Origin of the sequence: Devosia riboflavina (genome assembly GCF_000743575.1) — a bacterium.
In the GTDB taxonomy this organism is placed as follows: Bacteria; Pseudomonadota; Alphaproteobacteria; order Rhizobiales; family Devosiaceae; genus Devosia; species Devosia riboflavina.
The window spans coordinates 272,679-294,996 of the sequence record NZ_JQGC01000006.1 but is presented as its reverse complement, the minus strand read 5'-3'; the positions used below and the strand labels follow the sequence as shown (position 1 = coordinate 294,996).

Here is a 22,318-nt window from a genome sequence, read left to right as displayed (position 1 = left end):
CCCATGGCGGTGTCGGTCGATCTTGGGGCGACGAAGGCGGCGAAGAACGCACGCTCGCTGGGGAGCAGCGGCCATCCCTTGATTTTGGGTGCGGCAGCTCTGACGGGGCTGCTGAGCCTTCTTCCGCTGGGGTTTGTCGTTTACATCGCCGCGACCAGCGGATGGGGCACGATTGCCGATCTGGTGTTTCGGCCTAAGGTTGGCGGGCTACTCGTCAACACGCTGATGCTGCTGGTCCTGGTACTGCCGCTATCGGTGCTGCTGGCGGTGGCGCTGGCCTGGTTGATCGAGCGGACGGATATTCCCTTCGCAAAATTCTGGTCATGGATGGTGATTGCGCCGCTGGCGCTGCCTGCCTTTGTGCATAGCTATGCCTGGAATGCGTTCATGCCGCGGTTTCATGGGCTGGGCGCGGCGGTGCTGGTGTCGATCCTCGCCTATCTGCCGTTTCTCTATCTGCCGGTAGCGGCGCAGTTGCGGCGGCTTGATCCGGCGCAGGAGGAGACGGCGCAATCTATGGGGAAGCGGCCGATTGAGGTTTTCTTCCTCGTGGTGCTGCCGCAATTGCGGCTGGCCATCCTGGGTGGAGCGCTTCTTATTGGGCTGCACCTCTTGGCTGAATATGGGCTCTTCGTGCTGACGCGCTTCGATACGTTCGCGACGGCGATCGTCGATCAGTTTCAGTCGGTCTATAGCGGTCCTTCGGCGAACCTGCTGGGCGGTGTGCTGGTGCTGCTTTGCCTTGGGTTGCTGGGGCTGGAGAACCTGGTGCGCGGGTCGGAGAGGTATGCGCGTGTTGGCGCCGGGGCGGCGCGGAGACGGGGACGCGTGGCGTTGGGTAGGTGGCGCTGCCCTGCCCTGCTCTTGCCGCTGATCTTTGCGGCGCTGTCGCTGGCAGTGCCGGTGCTGACGTTGGGACGCTGGCTCTGGAGTGGCGGGGCCGAAATCTGGCGGTTCGATTTCATTCTGCCGGCGCTTGGGCAGACGGCGGTGTTGGCTTTGGCTGGTGCGGTGCTGACGACGCTGGCCGCCGTGCCGATGGCCTGGCTAGCGGTGCGAGCACCGGGGCGGGTGCAGAGGACGCTTGAGGCTTGCCATTCCTATGTCGGCGCCCTGCCCGGCGTGATCATTGCGCTGGCGCTGGTGACGATCACGGTGCAAGTGGCGCTGCCGCTCTACCAGACGCTGGCAACGCTAATCTTTGCCTATGTGCTGATGTTTTTGCCGCGGGCGCTGGTTGGGCTGAGAACCAGTATCGCGCAGGCTCCGGTTGAGTTGGAGCGGGCGGCGGCTAGTCTGGGGCGGCCGCCGGTTTCGGCTATCTGGCATACGACAATCCGTCTTGCGGCGCCCGGGGCAATGGCGAGTGCGGCATTGGTCGCGCTGGGGATCACGACAGAGCTGACGGGGACGCTGATGCTGGCGCCCAATGGTACGCGGACCCTCGCCATGCGGTTCTGGTCCTATACGAGCGAACTCGACTTCGCTTCGGCGGCGCCCTATGCGCTGCTTATGATCGTTTTATCCATCCCCCTTGTCATCATGCTGCACATGCAGTCCGACCGTGTGGAGCAAGCCTGACCATGCTCGAACTGCGAGGGATCAGCAAAAGCTATGGCGACCACAAGGGGGCGAGCGATGTCAGCCTTGTAGCGCCTTCGGGAAGCCGGACAGTTATCGTCGGTCCTTCGGGGTCGGGTAAGACCACGCTGCTGCGGTTGATCGCGGGATTTGAGGCGCCGGATGCAGGGACGATCAGCTTGGATGGTCGGCAGCTTCATGGCGCGGGTGGCTCGGTGCCGCCGCATAAGCGTAACATTGCCTATGTGGCGCAGGAGGGCGCGCTGTTTCCGCATATGAGCGTGGGGGACAATGTCGGCTTTGCCATGCCACGGCAGGCGGTGGACAGGGCGCGGCGGGTGGACGAACTGCTTGAGCAAGTCGGGCTGCCGGCTGGATTTCGCGCTCGGCGGCCGCATCAGCTTTCGGGCGGGCAGCAGCAGCGGGTGGCGCTGGCCCGGGCGCTGGCGCAGAAGCCGGACTTGATGTTGCTCGATGAGCCGTTTTCGGCGCTGGACACGGGGCTGCGCGAGGCGATGCGCACTATGGTCGGCGATGTGTTGCGAGAGGCAGGGATTGCCAGCGTGCTCGTGACGCATGATCAGGCCGAGGCGCTGGCTTTTGCCGATCACCTCGTGGTCATGCGCGATGGGCTTGTGGCCGATGCCGGGCCGCCGCAGCGGCTCTATGAGCGGCCGGCGGATGTTGAGACGGCGCGGTTTTTGGGCGAGGCGATCGTGCTGCCTTCAGCAATTGTTGGCGGGGTCGCGAGAACTGCGCTGGGCGATGTGCCGGTGCGGCACGAAGATGTCGCGCGGGCAGATGTGCTGGTGCGGCCCGAGCAGGTAGTGGTTGCGGCGCAGTCCGAAAGCAGTATGGGTGCACTTGGGCGCATCCTGCATCGGTCCTATCGGGGCGCGCAATGGCGGCTGGAGATCGACTGCCGGGATGGCGGTGTGGCTGAGCCATTCTGCGTGGATGTGCCGGCAGGGCTTGACCTCAAGCCGGGCGATCTTGTCCGGCTGAGCGTCGCCAACGAAGCGCATGTCTTTCCGGATAGCCCAACCTGACAGTGCCACGACCTCGCCCTTCGACGAGCTCGGGATGAGGTCTACTGGAGATCACAGCGCAATTTGCGCTAGAGCCGATTGGCGCCCTTGGTCATGCCATCCATGAGGGCCTGTTCGAGGTCCATCTGTTCGAGCACTTCGCGCAGCACGTTGTCGTCGAGCTCTCGGGCATCGCGGGCGGCGATCAGGCGCTTGCGGCGGGCGTCGAGCAGGAGTTGGCCGAGCTGGAAGGCTTCCTTGGGATCAAAGCCCCAGCCTCGTTCCTGCGCTTCTTCTTCCTCTTCTTCGGCAGAAGTCCGGTCGGCGCGTTTGGCCATGGCATCGGCGAGGCGCTGGGCGTGGGGCGAGGTGTGGGTGCGGCGGAATTCTGCCAGGGCATCGGCATTGGCCTCGTGCGCCAAGCGGCGCGCGAGCTGGTGCTGCTCCTCGGCATAGGCCTTGTCATCGTCGTCTTCGAGGTCGAGGCGCTCGATGAGCCAGGGCAAGGAGATGCCCTGCACCAGCAGGGTGGCGATGGTGACGAGGAAGGCCAGGGCGATGATGGCCTCGCGATAGGGGAAGGAATCGCCCGATACCGTCATGAAGGGAATACCGGCGGCGGCGGCAAGCGTGACGACGCCGCGCATGCCGGTCCAGGAGAGGACGGCATTTTCCTTCCAGGTGAGCGGTGTTTCCGGTGTCGGAGGGGGGCGGCGCTCGGGGCGCCTGCGCGGTTCGGCCAGCCTTTGCATGACGGCACGGTGGCGACGGCGTGCGAGCACGGCGGTGGCAAAAACCCAGGCAAAGCGCACCGCGACCGTGGTGACGAAAATGGCGACGCCGGCGAGGAGCAGATCGCTGATATCGAGGCCGGCATCGAAAGCGTCGTCGATGACGAAGCGCAATTGCAGGCCGATATAGGCGAAGACGAACGTTTCGAGCAGCGTATCGATGGTGCGCCAGAACTGACGCTCCTGCATGCGCTCTTCGTAGCCGGACTGCGTGCCGTGGTGTCCGAGGGCAAAGCCGGCGGCGACGACGGATAGGACGCCGGAGGCGTGCAGTTCTTCGGCGACGAGATAGGCCGCAAAAGGCACGATGACCGAGAGCACGGTAGCAAGGGATGGATTGGCAAGGCGGCGGCGGGCGAATTGTGCGCCATGGCCGATTATCAGCCCTAGCACCACGCCGACTACCGCAGCGTAGATGAAATAGAACGCCGTGTTGTCGATGAAGGCATGGGTGCCGGCCGTGGTTGCCACGGCGACGGCGAGCAGGGTCAGCGCGGCAGCGTCATTGATGAGGCTTTCGCCTTTCAGCACGGTCATGAGGCCCGAAGGCAAGCCGGCCTTGCTGCCGATGGCGATAGCGGTGACCGCATCGGGCGGCGCTACGATGGCGCCGAGCACGAGGGCGGCCGCGATAGGCATGCCGGGCACTGTCCAGGTCGCGACCACCGCCACGGCCACGGCCGAGGCAAAGACCAGGAAGACGCCGAGATTGACAATGGAGCCGAGGCGCTTGGCAAAGCTCGTGAAGGAAAAATCGGACGCGGCGGAAAAAAGCAGCGGCGGCAACACGATGCCGAGGATGATTTCGGGCTCGAGTTCGAGGCGGTGCAGGCCGGGGATGAACGATGCGCCGAGACCAACTATGGCGACCAGCAGAGCCGGCTGAAAATTGCTGCGCTCGGCAAAGGCGGAGATGCCAATGGCGACGATGATGACGATGAGGATTTCGGCGAACATGATGGCTCCCGGAGGCGACCCCGTCTCTCGCTGCAGCGGGGGTGGTAAGGCCCACTAAAGCAAATAGGCGACGGTTGCATCCAGTCGACAAGAAAATCCTGCAAATTTGGCGGTGCCGGGGCCAGGGCCGGGAATGGGCTGACGCGAGGCGTGGTCTCCAACTAAGGTCGTAGTTTCGCATTCTGTCGGCAGAACTAAGGATGTTGACGCCCAATCTGCAATGTGATGAGGTTTATGGGCAAAATCTGTCGACAGTTTTGAGCGCAACCGGAGGAGACGGCATGAGGCCGCAAAACGGACGCTCGGGAGGATCAGAATGAATTTTACCAAGACGCTTGCGGCTTTGGCCATGACGGCTGCGCTGGGCACTGGCGCTGCCAGCGCCCAGGTCAATGTCATGCTGCCCGCCGCACCGGGCGGTGGCTGGGACGGCACGGGCCGTCAGGCATTCCAGGCGCTCAATGATGCCGGCATCTATACGGGCGGCGTCAATTTCACCAATACCGGCGGCGCCGGTGGTACCGTGGGTCTAGCCGAATTCCTCGGCACCTCCACTGGTCAGCCCGATGCTCTGGCTGTGTTCGGTGCCATCACCGTGGGTGCTATCGCGCTCAACAATTCGCCGATCAACCTTGCGGAATTCCGCCCGGTTGCCCGCCTGACTGCAGAATATCTCGTGGTCGCCGTGGCGGCAGATTCGCCCTACAATACGCTGGCCGACCTCGTGGCCGCCGTGAAGGCCGATCCGGGTGCGCATCCCATCGGTGGCGGTTCGGCTGGCGGCGTGGACCATATTGCGGTCGCCCTGCTCGCTCAGGCCGGTGAAATCCCGGTCGCCGACCTCAACTACATTCCGCAGACTTCGGGCGCCGAAACGGTCACCGCCATTGTCAATGGCACGCTGACCGCCGGTGTTTCGGGTACGTCGGAATTCGCCCAGTTCGCCGAACAGGGCCGCATCAAGCTGCTCGCGGTGACCTCGGCCGAGCGTCGCCCCAACCTGCCTGATGTGCCGACCTTCCACGAGGCCGGCTATGACGTCGAGATCGCCAACTGGCGCGGTATCCTGGCCGCTCCGGGCGCTCCGGACGACAATTATGCAACCTGGGTCGACAACTTCACCAAGCTCTCGCAGAGCGATGCGTGGAAGGCTGTTCTCGCCGCTCAGGGTTGGGAAGACTACTTCCTCGCCGGCGAAGAATTCGGCGCCTTCATTGCCGAAGAAACCGCAACCCAAGGCCAGATCCTGAAGGACGCCGGCCTTGTCAACTGACGAGCGCAACACGACGGAAGGGGGCAGCCAGGCGGCTGCCCCCGCTTCGCCAAAACCCTATTGGATCGGCATCGGCCTGATGGCGATGGGCGCGGTGTGGCTCTACAACGCCTTCGGGCTGCCGCAGGGCGCGCGCTATGCGGCCGTGGGTCCGGGTCTTTTCGTGACCATTGCCGGGGCGGGCCTGCTTATTTTGGGCGCCATTCTGGTGCTGCAAATCTGGCGCGGCGAAAGTTTTGAGGCGCAGGACGCCGAAGACGCCGACGGCTCGAACAAGATGGACAAACGGGCCTTTCTGACCGCCCTCGTTGCCGTCGCCTTGCCGATTGCCACCATGGGACCGCTGGGCATGCCGTTTACCGCGACGCTGTCATTCGTGCTGGTCGCCAATGCTTTTGGCTCGCGCCGCTGGTGGCTCGATCTCATTTGTGGCGCCATCCTGGCTTGCGCCGCCTGGTTCCTCTTCAACCAGCTTGGGCTGCAACTGGGCCGGTTTTTCCCGCCTCTGGGAGTGTAGGACGTGGAAACTTTCGAGCTTCTGCTGCATGGCTTCAGCGTTGCGCTGCAGCCGACAAATCTCATGTGGGCGCTGGTCGGATCGGTGCTTGGCACCGCCATCGGCATTCTGCCCGGTATCGGGCCGGCGTTGACCATTGCGCTGCTGCTGCCGGTAACCACGGCGCTCGCCCCGACCTCCGCCTTCATCATGTTCGCCGGTATTCTCTATGGCGCGATGTATGGCGGGTCGACGACATCCATCCTGCTCAATACGCCGGGTGAGGCGGGGTCGATGATGACCGCGCTGGAGGGCAACAAGATGGCCCGCGCCGGGCGTGGCGCGGCGGCGCTGGCGACGGCGGCGATTGGGTCGTTTGTCGCGGGCACAATCGCGACGCTGGCGCTGACTTTTGCGGCGCCCGCTGTGGCCGAGCTGGCCTTCTATTTCAAGCCGACGGATTATTTTGCGATTACGGCGCTGGCCTTCTGCTCGGTGGCCGTGGTGATGGGCACGTCGCGTACGCGCGGGTTCGTGTCGCTGTTCCTCGGCATTGCCATTGGTGTGATCGGCATCGATACGATGACGGGGCAGCCGCGCCTCACCTTCGGCAATATGCAGCTTTTGCGGGGCATTGCGCTGACGGTGGTGCTGGTCTCGCTCTTTGCGGTCGGTGAAATCCTCTATGTCGCAAGCCGCTATCGAACGACGCCGGGGGTGATGGCGCCGATCAAGGGCCAGCTCTGGATGACCAAGCAGGATTTTGCGCGGTCGTGGAAGCCATGGCTGCGCGGCACGGCGATCGGGTTCCCGATGGGCGCCCTGCCCGGCAGCGGTTCGGAAATTCCTACCATGCTCAGCTATACGCTGGAGCGGAAGCTGACCAAATATCCCGAAGAGTTCGGCAAGGGTGCTATCGAAGGCGTGGCCGGGCCGGAAGCGGCGAACAATGCGGCGGCGGCGGGTATTCTCGTGCCATTGCTGACGCTGGGCCTGCCGACTTCGGCGACTGCGGCGGTGCTGCTGGCGGCGTTCCAGAATTATGGGCTGCAGCCGGGGCCGTTCCTGTTCACGTCCAACCCGGCGCTGATCTGGGGGCTGATTGCCTCGCTCTATGTGGGCAATGTCATGCTGCTGGTGCTCAACCTGCCGCTGGTGGGTATCTGGGTGCAGCTACTGCGCATTCCGCGGCCGCAGCTTTATGCCGGCATTCTGGTCTTTGCGATGATCGGGGTCTGGGGGCTGGCGGGGTCGTGGGTCGATCTGACCATCATGCTGGTCGTCGGTCTCGCGGGCTATGTGATGCGGGTTTATGACTTCCCCATCGCGCCGGTACTGATCGGGCTCATCCTTGGACCGATGGCGGAAACGCAGTTGCGCACGGCGCTGGCCGCCGGACAGGGCAATCCGCTGGTGCTGGTTTCGACGCCGCTCTCGGCCATTTTCATCACTCTGGCCGTGCTGCTGCTGGCACTGCCCATTCTCCTCAAGCGCCTGCGCGCCAACGCCTAAAGCCTGAATAGGGAAATCTTCCGAACATGAAGACCTACGACGTAAAAGTTCATCCATCCGCCGCCAACCTGCCGCGCGAGCAGCAGTTGGCCTGGCACATTGCCGAGTTTGCCGCCAATTGCGGGCCGCTCGATGCCGACGTGATCGAGATGATCGCCTGCCGTATCGTCGACAATGCCAGCGTTGGTCTGGCGGCTATCAACCGGGCGCCGGTTGCCGCGGCGCGGGCCATGGCGCTGGCGCACCCACGAAAAGGTGGCGCGACGGTCTATGGTCTGGGCAGCGGTGTGCGGGTCGATGCGGAATGGGCGGCCTGGGCCAATGCGACAGCCGTGCGCGAGCTGGATTTCCACGACACTTTCCTTGCGGCCGACTATTCGCATCCGGGCGATGCGATCTCGCCACTGATCGCCGTGGCGCAGCAGATGGGCATCGATGGCAGCGCCTTGGCGCGCGGCATTGCGGTCACCTATGAAGTGCATGTAGCGCTGGTGAAGGCCATTTCTCTGCACAAGTACAAGAAGGACCATGTGGCGCATCTGGCGCCGGCGACTACCGCGGCAATCGGCGCCATGCTGGGGCTGCCTACGGAAGTGATCTTCCAGGCCGTCAACCAGGCCGTGCATCTGAGCTTTTCGACGCGCCAGTCTCGCAAGGGTGAGATCAGTTCGTGGAAGGCCTATGTGCCGGGGTTCTCGGGCAAGCTTGCCATTGAATGTATCGACCGCGCCATGCGCGGCGAGGCCGCGCCGTCGCCGATCTATGAAGGCGAAGAATCGGTGCTTGCCTGGATGCTCGGTGGCAAGAACGAGGCCTACAAGGTGTCCTTACCCGCCCCCGGCGAAAGCCCGCGCGGCATCATGGAAACCTATACCAAGGCGCATTCGGCTGAATATCAGGCGCAGGCGCTGATCGATCTTGCCATCGACCTTTCGGGTCAGATCGGCGATCTTTCCAAGGTGAAGGACATACTCCTCGAGACCAGCCATCACACGCACAACGTGATCGGCACCGGCGCAAACGATCCGCAGAAGATGGACCCGGAAGCATCTCGCGAAACGCTCGATCACTCGATCATGTATATCCTCGCGGTCGCGCTCGAAGACCGCAAATGGCACCATGTCGACTCCTATACGCGCGAGCGGGCTCGCACGCCCTCGACGGTGGCGCTGTGGCACAAGATCCGCACGGTGGAAGAGCCGTCCTGGACGGTACGTTATCTCGATCCCGATCCGGACAAGCGCGCTTTTGGCGGCAAGATCATCGTTACGCTGGAAGACGGTCGTGTGATCACCGGCGAGCGTGGCGTGGCCGATGCGCATCCCAATGGCAACCATCCCTGGACCTGGCCGGACTATGCCGGCAAGTTCGAGACGCTGACCAAGGGCGAACTGGCCGATGCCGACCGCAAGGCCTTTCTTGAGGCGGCCAAGGGTTTTGCCGGGCTCGCTGCCGGCAAGCTCGATGTGCTCATTCCTGCCCTGCCGCAGGGCAGCGTGAACCCTTCAAAGCCGACCGGTCAGGGTATTTTCGACCACGGCCTCTAAGGGCTGAACAGCCGGATCGCGCCGCTTTGCGTGGCGCGATCCATGGGCTATGGAAGCCGGCCTTTGGACCGCAACCACGCTGGAGCATGATGGATCAGGACGCCGAGACGATCGAGATATCAGACGATCTGCTGCTGACTGATCAATTGTTCGAGCAGTTGAGTGAGGCCATCGTCATCGGCACACTGGCGCCGGGTACCAAGCTCAGCGAACCGCGCTTGGCCGCGCAATATGGCGTCAGCCGCGGACCCTTGCGCGAGGCTATTCGGCGGCTTGAGGAGCGTAAGCTTGTCACCCGCGCGCCCCGGCAGGGTGCGCGTGTTGTCGTGCCGACGCCGGGCGATGCGCTGGAGCTTTTCACCATCCGGGAAGTGCTGGAGGGGCTGGCGGCGCGGCATGCGGCGGAGAATGCGACCGAGGCGGAAATCGAACAGTTGCGGGCAATGCTCGCGCACCACCGCGATGCGCTCTCGAAGCCCGATGCCATGGTCTATTGGCAGGCCACCGCCAATTCAGACTTTCACTTCATGATCGCGCGGATCGGGCGGAACCAGCACCTATTCGACCTGCTCTGCGGCGAATATTATACGCTGTTCCGGCTCTATCGCATGCAGCACAGAATCGTGCCGGGCCGGGCGCAGCGGGCACTTGCCGAGCATGAACGCATCGTCGAGGCGATTGCCGACCGGGATGCGGAACTATCGGAAATTTTGATGCGCCGTCACATCGCCTCGGCTCGCATCGGCCTCATTGCGCAGGCGAACGCCTGAGGGCATATCCGGCTCGTCAGGCGGAAAGTCGGCAAGGCGGGTGGGCAGAGCTGCGTAGAACTGGACCAGTTCCGGTTCGATCTTTTCGGCCAGAGCTTCGCAGCGTTTTAGCAGGTTTGTGTCGAGCACACCGCGCGTAAGGGCGGAGACCAGTTCGGCGTGGAGCGTTGCCAGCTCTTCGAAGGCTGGGCTCGATTTGAGCGTTTCGTCGCCCACGAGCAGCTTTACCGGTTCGCGGCCGGACATGCCCTTGAGTTCCACCTGCCCCGCATCGAGGAGCGCCAGGCCTGGGGTTTCGGCAGCCATGCCTGATGTCGCCAAAATGCTGTAGCCGACCGATTTGCAGGCGCCTTCGATGCGGCTAGCGACGTTGACTGTGTCGCCGACGCAGGAATAGTCGAACCGTTTTTCAAAACCCATATTGCCCACGAGCGCGGGGCCTGTGGCGATGCCGATGCCGATATGGATGGGATCGTCGCTGCCGCGATTGAGATCGCGCAGGGCAGCGCGCATGGCGAGGGCGGCGCGGCCGGCGAGAAGGGCATGCTCCCTCTCCTCGGCCGGGGCGTTCCAAAAGGCCATTACCGAGTCGCCCATGAATTTGTCGATGGTGCCGCGATGGCGGATGATCGCGCCGCCCAGGGCGGCAAAGAGGCCATTGAGAATGTTGACCAATTGCTCCGGCGTGGTGCGTTCGGCAAGGGCCGAAAAGTTACGGACGTCGGAGAACATCACGGTCAATTCGCGTACATTGCCGCCGAGGCGCAGGAGGCTCTGGTCGGCTTCGATCTGGGTGAGCACCGAGGGTTCGACATAGTAGCCGAAGGCGCGGCGGATGCGGCGGCGGTCGAAATCAGTGACCGTGAAGCGCAGAAAAGCCATGGTGGCGTAGCTGACAAGAGCGGCGAAGAGCGGGTAGCTGGGGTCGATGAGAAGACCCGGACTGGAAAAGCTCCACCAACTGAAGGCGACCGAAGCGGCGGCTACGGCGAGTGATACGCCAAGACCGACCAGGGGACCCGAGACGAGAACGTCCGTGGCCGGGATGTAGGTTTCGGGCGGAAGCTCACGATAGTAGAGCCGCAGATCGCCCGTGGGGCCGGTGGGGATTGAGAAATCCCCGACCCGGACGGCTTCAACGGTTCGTCCGTCCACATTGTCGCCCATGACGACCAACGTGGGCACGCCCATGGCGACGCGCAGGGCTTCGACGGAGAGCGTTGGAATCACGCCGGAATCTATGCGCCAGAGGAGCGGCAAGCGGCGGGCAACCCCTGCCCCCTGACGATCAAGGCTGGCGACGCCGAGACCGCTGGCGGCGGCAGCGAGGATGGGAAGGGGTTGCGCGGCACCGCCAAGGTCGGGCACGGCGGCTAGCGGATCGCTGCCGGTGGTGGCGAGGCCGGCCTTGGCCGGTGTGGTGACAGGGAGAGCGCTGCCGTTTTGGGCGAGGCCCAGAATGGTGGGGCCCGATTTCAGGGAGGTGGCGAAGACCTCGTCCGGGTTCGGGCCGCCCGAGGAGCGCTCAGCTTCGCTGAAGAGAATATCGAAGGCGATGGCGGCGGCGCCGAGTTCGGTGAGGCGTTCGGAAAGGCGCGCGAGAGTTTCGCGCGGCCAGGGCCATTGGCCAATTTCGGCCATGGATATTTCATCGATATCGATGATGCGAACCGGCAGGTCCGGCGGCGCGGTGCGGGGTTTTAGCTGCTGGAAGACATCGAAGCTGGTCTCGCGCGCCACCTGGACCGGGTATGGATCGACCAGTCGGAGCGCAACGAGGCCGAGAATGACGAGAAGGCCCAGAGTCAGCGCCGCAAGCCGCCTGCCCATGGCCCCTGCCCTCAATTATAGGGCGTGCAGGCCGCCACGCGCTGCGGCAGGACCGAACTGGGGCGCGAGCGCAGATCGCGGCGGAAATCGCTGGGCGACATGCCGGCGATCTTGCGGAAGAGCTTGTTGAAGGCGCTGAGCGAACCAAAGCCGCTATCCATGGCAACCTGCAGCACATTAGCATCGTCGCGCATGAGGAGTGCCTGGGCGTAGGAGAGGCGCATGAGGCTGACATAGTCGTTGAGCGTCATGCCGGTGCATTTCTTGAAGACCGTCATGGCGTATTTCGGATGCACATCGGCGGCCACGGCGATGTCGACGGAGTCGATGTCTTCGCGGAAATTGTCGGCGATGTAGTCGCAAATGCGGACGACGATGGGCGAAATGTGCTGGTCGGTCGAGTGGTTGTTCGATCTGGCGTGGTGGCCGGAGAGCAGCTCATAGGGCGCGAAGCGAATGCGCTCGATGCGGAGAAGCAGTTCGTCCACGGCCATGCTGACTTTTAGCGGGTCGTCGGAACGGACATAGTCGTTCCAGCGGGCGAAATTGACGGGGTCGGACGCGTCCGTGGCCTTGGTGACGAGGGCAGCGCCCTGCATAAGGCCGGCCTGCACATCCTGCGGCAAGCGCAGGCGGAAGAAGTGTACGAGCGGCAGATGGCCGCCGGCATAGACGAGGTCTTCGGAGGCGTCGTCGAGTCGATGTGGCTGGCCGCCCCAGAAGAGAGCGAGATCGCCGGCGCCGAAACGGACTTCGTAGCCACTCATGGCATAGTGGGCCCAGCCGCGGATGATGAAATTGACTTCCACTTGAGCATGCCAATGGGCCGCGCGCATGAGCAGCGGCGAGGCATGGAACATGTTGAGTTCGGTGGGAAGGTTCTCCACGCCGTCGAGGGCCGGCTCGTAATAGCCGCGCTCCACCATCTTACTATCCGCCAATTTGAAATACCCGATAAGAGCGACGGCTCATGAGGAGTGGATAGCTTAGGTATCGCTCGGCACAAGAGCAAGGGAGGAGAATGCGCGGGGTTTTGAAACCTGCCGCGCCGCCTGTCTTGGCCGAAGGAAATATTCGAGGAGCATACCATGACCGACAAGAAAATTCGCTGGGGCATTATCGGGCCCGGCAGCATTGCCAAGGCATTCCGCGGCGGGGTCAACGGCTCCAAGCACGGCGTGCTGGCAGCCATTGCCACGCGCGACCCCAGCAAGCCGAACCTGGCTGTGGATTTTCCCGGCGTGCGGGTGGTCAATGGCTATGACGCGCTGCTGGCCGACAAAGACATCGACGCCGTCTATATCGCCGTGCCGCATACCGGCCACGCCGAATGGGCCATCAAGGCCGCGGAAGCCGGCAAGCATGTTCTTATCGAAAAGCCGCTGGCGCTTTCGGCCCACGAAATCGATGCCGTGTTCCATGCACACCAGAAGGCCGGCACCTTTGCCGGTGAAGCCTTCATGTATCGCCTGCATCCGCAGGTGAAGCAGTTGATCGACCTGATCAAATCCGGCGCCATCGGCGAAGTGCGGATGATCCAGTCGAGCTTTGGTTTCTCGATGGGCAAGTTCCAGCCGCAGCACCGGTTGTTTGCTTCGGCGCTGGCCGGCGGCGGCATTCTGGACGTTGGTGGGTATCCGGTTTCGATGGCTCGACTGATTGCCGGCGCGGCGCTCGGCAAGCCGTTTGCCGATCCGGTGAAGGTTCAGGGTACGGCCAAGCTCAACGAGGAAGGCACGGACGACTGGGCGGCAGCCATCCTGACCTTCGAGAATGGCATCGTGGCGCAGGTTTCCTGCGCGGTGATGGCGAACCTCGACAATGTGCTGCGCATCCATGGTTCGGAAGGCCGGATCGAAGTGCCGGAATTCTGGTTTGCCAATGGCAATCGTGACCAGGGTCTTGGCCGCATCGACATCATCAAGGGTGGCAAGACCGAGACGGTCAGCGTCAACGAGACGGCGCATGTCTATTCGTTCGAGGCGGATGCGGCTTCGCTCGCCATTCTCGAGGGGCGCCAGGAATTTACGTCGCCGGGCATGAGCTGGGGCGATAGCCTTGGCAATGCGCGGGTGCTGGATCAGTGGCGCCATGATGCCGGGATCGAGTACTCGGTCGAAAAATATACCAACCGCCTCAACACCTTGGACAATCGCAAGCTTGGGCCGAATACCGGCGTCATTCCGAAGCGCTCCATTCCGGGGCTCAAGAAGCAGGCTTCGGCGGTTGCGCTGGGCTTTGAAGACTTCAAGACCTTCTCGTCCGGTGCGATCCTGCTTGACGCGTTCTGGGAACGCGGCGGCAATATTTTCGATACCGCCTTCATCTATGGCGGCGGCTATACCGAAAAGCTCTTTGGCGAATGGCAGAAGAGCCGCGGCGTGCGTGAAGACGCCGTGGTGATCGGCAAGGGCGCCCACTCGCCGCTGGTCTATCCCGATGTGATCGGCAAGCAGCTCACCCAGTCGCTGGAGCGCCTGCAGACGGACTATGTCGACGTCTATTTCATGCACCGCGACAATGTCGATGTGCCGGTCGGTGAATTTGTCGACGCGATGGATGCGGAAGTGAAGGCCGGCCGTATCCGTGGGCCGTTTGGTGGGTCGAACTGGACCAAGGAGCGCATGGACGAGGCAATTGCCTATGCCGAGCGCACTGGCAAGACCAAGCCGCAGGCGCTGAGCAACAACTTCGCGCTGGCCGAAATGCTTGATCCGATCTGGGGCGGCTGCGTCACCTCGTCGACGCCGGACTTCAAGCAGTGGCTGATCGACCGTCAGGTCACCAACTTCTCCTGGTCGAGCCAGGCGCGCGGGTTCTTCACCGACCTCGCCGGCCGGGACAAGACCGACAATGAGGAACTGGTAAGGGTCTGGTACAACGAGCAGAATTTTGGTCGCCGCGACCGGGCCATCGAGCTCGCCAAGCAAATCGGGCACAATCCGATCCATGTGGCGCTGGCTTATGTGCTGGCCCAGCCCTTCCCCAGCGTGCCGCTGATCGGGCCGCGTCGTCTGGTCGAACTCGAAGACAGCCTCAAGGCTTTCGAGATCAAGCTGACGCCGGAACAGGTGAAGTGGCTGGAAGGCTAAGCTGCCAACTTCAAGTAGATCAGGGGGTCCGGCGACGGGCCCCTTTTTCGTTGGCGCAGAGCAGCGGGCACATACGTTTCGACTGTTCACCTTGGGAAGACAGTTTGTACCCTTTGGTGCAATTGCCAGGGCAACGTCCCTGCCCTATCTTATCCATCGTGAGATTACGATCTCATGCAATTCTCAGGGCGGGGTGAAACTCCCCACCGGCGGTAAGGCGGCAACGCCAAGCCCGCGAGCGCCTTTGGTCTTTTGGCCGGAGGGTCAGCAGATCCGGTGTGATTCCGGAGCCGACGGTCATAGTCCGGATGAAAGAGAATGGGTTGGCCTCAAGCGCCTGACTATGCTTGCGTTTTACGCGGGCAGAGTTCTGCGTCGCCTTCCCGTAACCCTGGGGAAACTGGTTACGGAAAGGACGACATATGAACCAGATTTCCTCTTCTACCCATGCCAGCGCCGCTTCGGGCGCTGCTTTCATGCTGGCTGCAAGCCTGGCTTTTGCCGGCTCCAACACGCTGCAGGCGGTTCTGCCGACTCCGACCGAGTATGGCGGGTTCGGCATGAGTTCGACCGGCATGGCCTTTTGGCAGTATGTGATCGCTTCCATTCTGGCGCTGCCGCTTATTTTCCGCATTGGCATCAATAACTTGCGCACCAGCCATCCGCTGGCGCACGAGGTTCGCGCCTTCACCTCGGCGCTCGGCGTGCATGTTTTTGTCTATGGTTTTGCCTCGGGCGTGCCGATCTGGCAGATGGTGACGCTGCTCGCCACCGGGCCGCTGTTCATCATTCTCGGCTCCACCGTGCTTCTGGGCGAAAGAGCCTCCACGGCCCGCATCGCGGCGGCCCTGCTCGGCTTTGCCGGCGCGATCATCGTCTCGGGTATTGGCGCTGAAGGCTTTACTTGGCAAACCTTTGTGCCAATCGTGGCGGCGGCGCTATGGGCAACGACCGACATTCTCACCAAGTACCTGACGCGTAAGGGTGAAAGCCCGGAAACCCTAACCATCTCGCTGCTGGTACTGATTACCCCGAACCACCTGGCAATCCTGCTTTTGGCCACCGCTTTCTCGTGGATCCTGCCGGCTGGTGCTGCTCCCGGATTTCCGTTTGCCCTGCCTACGGGGACGGGCCTGTTGCTGCTCCTGTTGCTGGGCGCATTGACGGGGGCGGCGCAGTATCTGCTGAGCTTTGCTTATCGCGCGGCCGACGCCACCTTCCTGCAGCCATTTGGCGACCTGAAGGTGCCGCTTGGGGCAATCGTGGGTTGGATCGTGCTTGGCCAGGTACCCTCCATCTGGTTCTGGCCCGGTGCAGCGCTCATTATCCTCGCTTCGCTGTTCCTCTATCTGGTGGAGGGCCGCGAACGCCCCACCAAGCTCGCGACGGCATAGCGTTCTAAACGTAGAATAATTCTTCCAAATACGGCGCCGGCAATGTCATATTGCCGGCGCTGCTATTTTAGGGGACTCGCATGGACCGGGGAGAGATTCAGGGCGCGCCGAAGAATTTCGAAGCGCTGCGGACACTTATCCTGGAACGGCGGCGGGAGCTGCCCAAGCGGCTGGCGCAGGTGGCGGCGTTTGCGCTGGATAATCCCGACGAGATAGCCTTTGGCACTGCGGCGAGCATTGCCATGGATGCAGAAGTGCAGCCTTCGACGCTGGTGCGATTCTCGCAAACCTTTGGATTTGATGGGTTTTCGGCGCTGCAGGCGGTATTTCGGGCGCGGTTGCGGGAGCGCAATTCGAGCTATGAGGATCGGCTGGTGGAGCTCGAGGGTGGGGATGCGGTGGCTGCCGGATCGGCGGCAATCCTCAATTCCTTCATCGGCGCGGCGCATCGCAGCCTTGATAATTTGAGCGCCGCAATCGACCCGCAAAAGTTCGAATCCGCTAGCAGACTGTTAGCATCGGCAGGCACCATTCACCTGATTGCGCGACGGAGAAGCTATCCGATTGCGACCTACATGGCCTATGCCCTCTCCCAGCTCAAAATCCGCTGCCAGATCGCCGGGACGGCGTCGGGGATCGATGACGATCTCCTTGCTTTGGCCGATGAGGGTGACGCGGCTTTTGCGGTGAGCTTTTCGGGCTATGCGCCGGAGACGAGTGCGCAGGCCTCGGCTTTGGCGGCGCGGGGAATACCGGTGGTGTCGCTGACCGACTCGGCGTTTTCGCCGCTGGCGGAATGTTCGACCATCTGGTTCGAACTGGTCGAGGCCGACCATGCCGGGTTCCGCTCGCTCTCCGCCAGCATGGCTTTTGCCATGGCGCTGGCTGTTGCTATCGCAGAAGAGCGTCGGCGGGGCTGATTTTTGTGATGGAACAGAAATTCTATATTTGAACTGATTTGGAAGATGTGTTTCAATTCCTCCCATACAAGCCGCCGCGGGAGGAATTTGGGTGAGCACGAATAAGACGCTCGATGTGATCACCATTGGCCGAGCCTCGGTGGACCTTTATGGCCAGCAGATCGGCACGCGGCTCGAGGATATCGGCAGCTTTGCGAAATCGGTTGGCGGGTGTCCGACGAACATTTCGGTTGGCACGGCGCGGCTGGGATTGAAGTCGGCACTGATTACGCGCGTCGGCAATGAGCAGATGGGCCGCTTCATTCGCGAGCAATTGCAGCGCGAGGGCGTCGAGACCAAGGGGATTGTCACTGACCCCGAGAGGCTGACGGCGCTGGTGCTGCTCTCGGTCGAGAATGACAAGTCGTTTCCGCTGATCTTTTATCGCGACAACTGCGCCGATGCGGCGCTGAATGAAGGCGATATCAACGAGGACTTCGTGCGGTCGGCCAAGGCGGTGCTGGTGACCGGAACGCACTTTGCCAAGCCAAATAGCGATGCGGCGCAGCGCAAGGCGATGCGGATTGCCAAGGCGAATGGCTCAAGGATCGTTTTCGATATCGACTATCGCCCGAACCTTTGGGGCCTCGCGGGGCATGATGCCGGCGACAGCCGCTATATCGCTTCGGATGAGGTGTCGAAGCACCTGCAGACGGTGCTGGCGGATTGCGACCTGATCGTTGGCACTGAGGAGGAGGTGCTCATCGCTTCGGGCGAGAGCGAGCTCACGGCGGCGCTGAAGACCATTCGGAGTTTTTCGAACGGAACCATTGTGCTCAAGCGTGGGCCGATGGGGTGCATCGTTTATGACGGGGCCATTCCGGATGATCTCGAAGACGGGATCGTCGGCAAGGGGTTTCCGATCGAGGTTTATAATGTGCTCGGGGCCGGCGACGCTTTCATGAGCGGGTTCCTGCGTGGCTGGCTGCGCGGGGAACCGCATGCGACGAGCGCGACCTGGGCCAATGCCTGCGGGGCTTTTGCCGTGAGCCGGCTGCTCTGTGCGCCGGAGATTCCGACGTGGACGGAGCTTTCCTATTTCCTTGAGCATGGCAGCAAGGAACGGGCGCTGCGCAAGGATGAGGCGATCAACCACGTGCATTGGGCGACGACGCGGCGGCGCGAGATCCCCAGCATGAAAGCCCTAGCGATCGACCATCGCTCGCAGCTTGAGGATATGGCGGGGGGCGATGCGCAGAAGTTGGCGCGGATACCGGAGCTAAAAGTGCTGGCGGTGAAGGCGGCCGCGCAGGTGGCTGATGGTCGCGATGGCTTTGGCATGCTGCTCGACGACAAATATGGGCGTGATGCGCTTTATGCGGCGAGTGCGATTCCCAATTTCTGGGTGGCGAAGCCGATTGAATTGCCGGGCTCGCGGCCGCTGCAGTTTGAATTTTCGCAGGATCTGGGATCTCGGCTGGTGGATTGGCCGGTGGATCACTGCATCAAGGTGCTGTGCTTCTATCACCCGGACGATGCGGCGGAGCTGCGCGAGGTGCAGATCACCAAGCTGCGGGCGGCTTATGATGCGGCGCGAAAAGTTGGGCGCGAATTGCTGGTGGAGATCATTTCCAGCAAGCATGGCGCGCTGAAGGACGATACGGCGGCGCGGGCATTGAAGGATGTCTATGCGGCCGGGATCAAGCCGGACTGGTGGAAGCTCGAGACGCAGCCAGGGGTTGAGGCCTGGCGGCAGATTGATGCCGTGATTGAGGCTAATGATCCGTTCTGTCGAGGTGTTGTGCTCCTGGGGCTCGATGCGCCACAGTCGGAACTGGTGGCGGGATTTGCAGCAGCGAAGACGTCGAAATCGGTGAAGGGCTTTGCCGTGGGGCGGACGATCTTTGGCGATGCGGCGCGGGCATGGCTTGATGGGCGGATTGGCGATGACGAAGCCGTGGCGATGATGGCGCAGCGGTTCGCGGGATTGGTGGCGGCCTGGGATGGGGCTTAGGGTCGGCTGGCGCCGATACCCCCACCCTTGATCCCTCCCCACAAGGGGGAGGGAGACGAAAGAGCCGAGAGAGTTGGGCATGCGCCTCCCTCCCCCTTGTGGGGAGGGAATGAGGGTGGGGGTAACCCACCAAGAAATGAGGAGTGGCCATGAGCCAGAAAACTGTTCGATTGACCATGGCGCAGGCGGTTGCGCGTTTTCTTACGGCGCAGAAGACTGTGATTGCCGGGGAGACGGTGCCGATCTTTGGTGGCGTCTTTGCCATTTTCGGGCATGGCAATGTGGCCGGGGTGGGCGAGGCGCTTTATGGCGTGAAGGATACGTTGCCGACCTATCGCGGGCAGAACGAACAGGGCATGGCGCATGCGGCCATTGCCTATGCGAAAGCCAGCTTCCGGCGGCGGTTCATGGCGGTGACTTCTTCCATCGGGCCGGGAGCGCTGAACATGGTGACGGCGGCGGCGTTGGCGCATGTGAACCGGTTGCCGGTGCTGCTGTTGCCGGGCGATGTGTTTGCCAATCGGCTGCCTGATCCTGTCTTGCAGCAGGTGGAAGACTGGGGCGATGGCACGGTTTCGGCCAATGACTGCTTTCGGCCGGTCAGCCGCTATTTCGATCGGATCACGCGGCCGGAGCAGATCATTCCGGCGCTGCGGCGGGCTATGCAGGTGCTTACCGATCCGGCCGAATGCGGGCCGGTGACGCTGAGCCTCTGCCAGGATGTGCAGGCGGAAGCCTATGATTATCCCGAGAGCTTCTTTGCCGAGAAGGTTTGGGTGCCGCGGCGGATCATGCCCGACGCCGACGAGTTTGCGACGGCGGCGGCGGCGATCAAGCTGAGCAAGAAGCCTGTCATCATCGCCGGGGGCGGCGTGCTCTATTCGGAGGCGAGCGAGAGTCTGGCCGCCTTCGCCGAGGAGCATGGCATTCCGGTGATGGAGACACAGGCGGGCAAGAGCGCCCTGCCCCATGGGCATGAGCTCAATATGGGTAGCGTTGGGGTTACCGGTTCTTCAGCATCGAATGTGCTGGCGGAAGAGGCCGATGTGGTGATCGCGGTCGGGACGCGGTTGCAGGATTTCACCACGGGGTCGTGGGCGCTGTTCAAGAACGAGGCGGTGAAAATCGTCGGGCTCAATGTCCAGCCGTTTGACGCCGGCAAGCATGAGGCGCTGCCGCTCGTAAGCGATGCTCGCGTAGGACTTGAAGCGCTGGATGCGGCGCTGATGGGTTGGCAGGTTGATTCCGATTGGACCCATAAGGCCATGCGGGAAAAGGACAAATGGCTGCTGGACGCTGATGCCGCGACTGGCCCGACCAATGCGGAGCTGCCTTCGGATGCGCAGGTGATCGGGGCGGTGCAGCGGGCGCGGCAGAAGGCGACGCTGGTCTGCGCCGCGGGCGGTTTGCCGGGCGAATTGCACAAGCTCTGGAAGGCGGATGCGCCGGGCAGCTATCATCTCGAATATGGTTTTTCGACCATGGGGTACGAGATTGCCGGTGGGCTCGGCGTGAAGCTGGCGCGGCCGGAAGACGACGTGGTCGTGATGGTCGGCGATGGCAGCTATATGATGCTGAACTCGGAGATCGTTTCGTCGATCATGCTGGGGGCGAAGCTGACGATCGTGCTGCTGGATAATGCCGGCTATGGCTGCATCAACCGGCTGCAGATGGCGACCGGCGGGGCGAATTTTAACAACCTACTGAAGGATACCCAGCATGTGGCGCTGCCGAATATCGACTTTGCTGCGCATGCGGCGGCGATGGGGGCGGTGAGCCGTAAGGTTGGGTCGATTGCCGAGCTTGAGGCGGCGCTGGCCGAGACGGCGGATGCGGATCGGACGACGGTGATTGTGATTGATACTGATCCGCTTGTTACTACGGATGCCGGTGGGCATTGGTGGGATGTGGCGGTGCCGGAAGTCAGCGAGCGGTCGCAGGTCAATGCGGCGCGCGAGGGGTATTTGAAGGCGCTTCAGGCGCAGCGGATTGGATAGTTACTGACCTAAAGGGGTCGTCACCACCGGGCTTGTTCCGGTGGTCCCCAGCGGAGGCGAGATGGATTGCCCGGACAAGCCGGGCAATGACGACACAATTGAGAATTGAGCGTGGGGATAGAACCCCTCACCCTGACTTTTCGCTGAACGCGAAAAGTCTGTCCCTCTCCCGCAAGGGGCGAGGGGAAGAGCGGTGGACGAGGAGAGACGAAAAGAATGAAAGCCAAACTTGGGATGTCGCCCATTGCGTGGTGGAACGACGATCTGGTGGAGCTGAGCGATGATGTGTCGCTCGAAGAATGCCTCAGGCAATCGCGGTCGGCCGGGTTTACCGGGATGGAGAAGGGACGGCGGTTTCCTGACGATCCCGATGTGATGCTGCCGATCCTCAAGGCGGCGGATGTGACGCTTTGCGGCGGGTGGTTTTCCGGGACGCTGGTCGAGGAAGAGCTGGCGGCCAACAAGGACCGCATTCTGCCGATGATCGAGCTGTTCAAGGCCGTCAACGCGCCCTGCATCGTTTATGGCGAAGTGGGCCGGTCGATCCAGGGGAAGCGCGAGATTCCGCTGGCGCGGAAGCCGAAGCTTTCGAACGACGAGATGAAGGCTTACGGGCGGAAGGTGACCCAGTTTGGCGAATGGTGCGCCGAACAGGGGATGCCGCTGAGCTATCATCATCATATGGCGGCTGTGGTTGAGACCGAGCCGGAGCTGGATGCCTTTATGGCCGCTTCGGGGGAAGGCATTCCACTGCTGCTCGATGCGGGACATCTGGCTTTTGCCGGGGGCGATCCGCTGCGGGCGATTGATAAGCACCATGGGCGGATCAACCATGTGCATGTGAAGGATATTCGCCGCTCGGTGGTCGACGGGCTGGATCGGACGAAGCAGAGTTTTCTCGATGCAGTGGCGCTGGGTGCCTTTACGGTGCCGGGGGATGGGTCGCTCGACTTTGGAGCCATCGTGCAGCGGCTGGCGGATCATGGCTATGAGGGCTGGTTCGTCGTTGAAGCCGAGCAGGACCCGAAGAAGAACCCGCCGCTGAAAATGGCGCAGGTGGGCCACAAGGAACTGATGCGCGTGATGACGGCGGCTGGGTACACAGTCGAGACGCAAGGTTTTCCGAACGGCTAGGGT

General features: G+C 62.6%; 16 protein-coding genes and 1 riboswitch. Of the genes, 13 read left to right on the top strand and 3 right to left on the bottom strand.

What is annotated here, in order from left to right; all coding sequences use genetic code 11:
- The first annotated feature begins 3 nt into the window (after positions 1-3).
- Together JP75_RS08745 and JP75_RS08740 are read left to right on the top strand one after the other, a co-directional pair.
- Complete coding sequence (locus JP75_RS08745) at positions 4-1,581, top strand: ABC transporter permease (protein ID WP_084587555.1); 1,578 nt, start codon at positions 4-6, stop codon at positions 1,579-1,581.
- The gene (locus JP75_RS08740) at positions 1,578-2,630 is read left to right on the top strand and encodes an ABC transporter ATP-binding protein (RefSeq protein WP_035081661.1); all 1,053 of its coding nucleotides are present in this window, start codon (positions 1,578-1,580) and stop codon (positions 2,628-2,630) included. The genes JP75_RS08745 and JP75_RS08740 overlap by 4 nt, the downstream gene beginning before the upstream one ends.
- 68 nt (positions 2,631-2,698) lie before the next feature.
- On the opposite strand, the gene JP75_RS08735 is transcribed toward JP75_RS08740, so the two are convergent.
- Positions 2,699-4,357 carry a Na+/H+ antiporter gene (locus JP75_RS08735; protein ID WP_035081658.1) on the bottom strand — a complete coding sequence of 553 codons (1,659 nt, stop codon included), beginning with the start codon at positions 4,355-4,357 and terminating at the stop codon, positions 2,699-2,701.
- Between the two features lie 316 nt (positions 4,358-4,673).
- On the opposite strand from JP75_RS08735, the gene JP75_RS08730 reads away from it, so the two are divergent.
- The 5 genes from JP75_RS08730 (at position 4,674) to JP75_RS08710 (ending at position 9,955) form a co-directional block, all read left to right on the top strand.
- The gene (locus JP75_RS08730; RefSeq protein WP_035081655.1) at positions 4,674-5,630 is read left to right on the top strand and encodes a Bug family tripartite tricarboxylate transporter substrate binding protein; all 957 of its coding nucleotides are present in this window, start codon (positions 4,674-4,676) and stop codon (positions 5,628-5,630) included.
- Complete coding sequence (locus tag JP75_RS08725; protein WP_244446279.1) at positions 5,620-6,147, top strand: tripartite tricarboxylate transporter TctB family protein; 528 nt, start codon at positions 5,620-5,622, stop codon at positions 6,145-6,147. The genes JP75_RS08730 and JP75_RS08725 overlap by 11 nt, the downstream gene beginning before the upstream one ends.
- Before the next feature lie 3 nt (positions 6,148-6,150).
- On the top strand, positions 6,151-7,638 hold the full coding sequence (locus tag JP75_RS08720) for a tripartite tricarboxylate transporter permease (RefSeq protein WP_035081652.1): 1,488 nt from the start codon (positions 6,151-6,153) through the stop codon (positions 7,636-7,638).
- 26 nt (positions 7,639-7,664) lie between these two features.
- Positions 7,665-9,185 carry an MmgE/PrpD family protein gene (locus JP75_RS08715; protein ID WP_035081650.1) on the top strand — a complete coding sequence of 507 codons (1,521 nt, stop codon included), beginning with the start codon at positions 7,665-7,667 and terminating at the stop codon, positions 9,183-9,185.
- 86 nt (positions 9,186-9,271) lie between these two features.
- Positions 9,272-9,955, top strand: a complete 684-nt coding sequence (locus tag JP75_RS08710; RefSeq protein WP_035081648.1) for a GntR family transcriptional regulator — start codon at positions 9,272-9,274, stop codon at positions 9,953-9,955.
- On the opposite strand, the gene JP75_RS08705 is transcribed toward JP75_RS08710, so the two are convergent.
- Positions 9,884-11,785 carry a CHASE2 domain-containing protein gene (locus tag JP75_RS08705; RefSeq protein ID WP_051960511.1) on the bottom strand — a complete coding sequence of 634 codons (1,902 nt, stop codon included), beginning with the start codon at positions 11,783-11,785 and terminating at the stop codon, positions 9,884-9,886. The genes JP75_RS08710 and JP75_RS08705 overlap by 72 nt on opposite strands.
- 11 nt (positions 11,786-11,796) lie before the next feature.
- Positions 11,797-12,711, bottom strand: a complete 915-nt coding sequence (locus JP75_RS08700; protein ID WP_051960510.1) for a helix-turn-helix domain-containing protein — start codon at positions 12,709-12,711, stop codon at positions 11,797-11,799.
- A gap of 162 nt (positions 12,712-12,873) precedes the next feature.
- On the opposite strand from JP75_RS08700, the gene JP75_RS08695 reads away from it, so the two are divergent.
- The 6 genes from JP75_RS08695 (at position 12,874) to iolE (ending at position 22,315) form a co-directional block, all read left to right on the top strand.
- The gene (locus tag JP75_RS08695; RefSeq protein ID WP_035081645.1) at positions 12,874-14,877 is read left to right on the top strand and encodes an aldo/keto reductase; all 2,004 of its coding nucleotides are present in this window, start codon (positions 12,874-12,876) and stop codon (positions 14,875-14,877) included.
- 175 nt (positions 14,878-15,052) lie between these two features.
- Positions 15,053-15,201: riboswitch (FMN riboswitch) on the top strand.
- A gap of 98 nt (positions 15,202-15,299) precedes the next feature.
- Positions 15,300-16,271, top strand: a complete 972-nt coding sequence (locus JP75_RS08690) for a DMT family transporter (RefSeq protein WP_035081643.1) — start codon at positions 15,300-15,302, stop codon at positions 16,269-16,271.
- A gap of 80 nt (positions 16,272-16,351) precedes the next feature.
- Positions 16,352-17,191, top strand: coding sequence for a MurR/RpiR family transcriptional regulator (locus tag JP75_RS08685; protein WP_035081641.1), 840 nt, complete (start codon positions 16,352-16,354; stop codon positions 17,189-17,191).
- A gap of 91 nt (positions 17,192-17,282) precedes the next feature.
- Entirely contained in the window at positions 17,283-19,184 is a 1,902-nt protein-coding gene (locus JP75_RS08680) for a bifunctional 5-dehydro-2-deoxygluconokinase/5-dehydro-2-deoxyphosphogluconate aldolase (RefSeq protein WP_244446278.1), read from the top strand.
- 149 nt (positions 19,185-19,333) lie between these two features.
- Positions 19,334-21,181 (top strand): 3D-(3,5/4)-trihydroxycyclohexane-1,2-dione acylhydrolase (decyclizing), encoded by a 1,848-nt coding sequence (gene iolD, locus JP75_RS08675; RefSeq protein WP_035081636.1) that lies wholly within the window; start codon positions 19,334-19,336, stop codon positions 21,179-21,181.
- Between the two features lie 216 nt (positions 21,182-21,397).
- Positions 21,398-22,315: a myo-inosose-2 dehydratase gene (gene iolE, locus JP75_RS08670; protein ID WP_035081633.1), complete on the top strand. Its 918-nt coding sequence runs from the start codon at positions 21,398-21,400 to the stop codon at positions 22,313-22,315.
- The last annotated feature ends 3 nt before the right edge of the window (positions 22,316-22,318 follow it).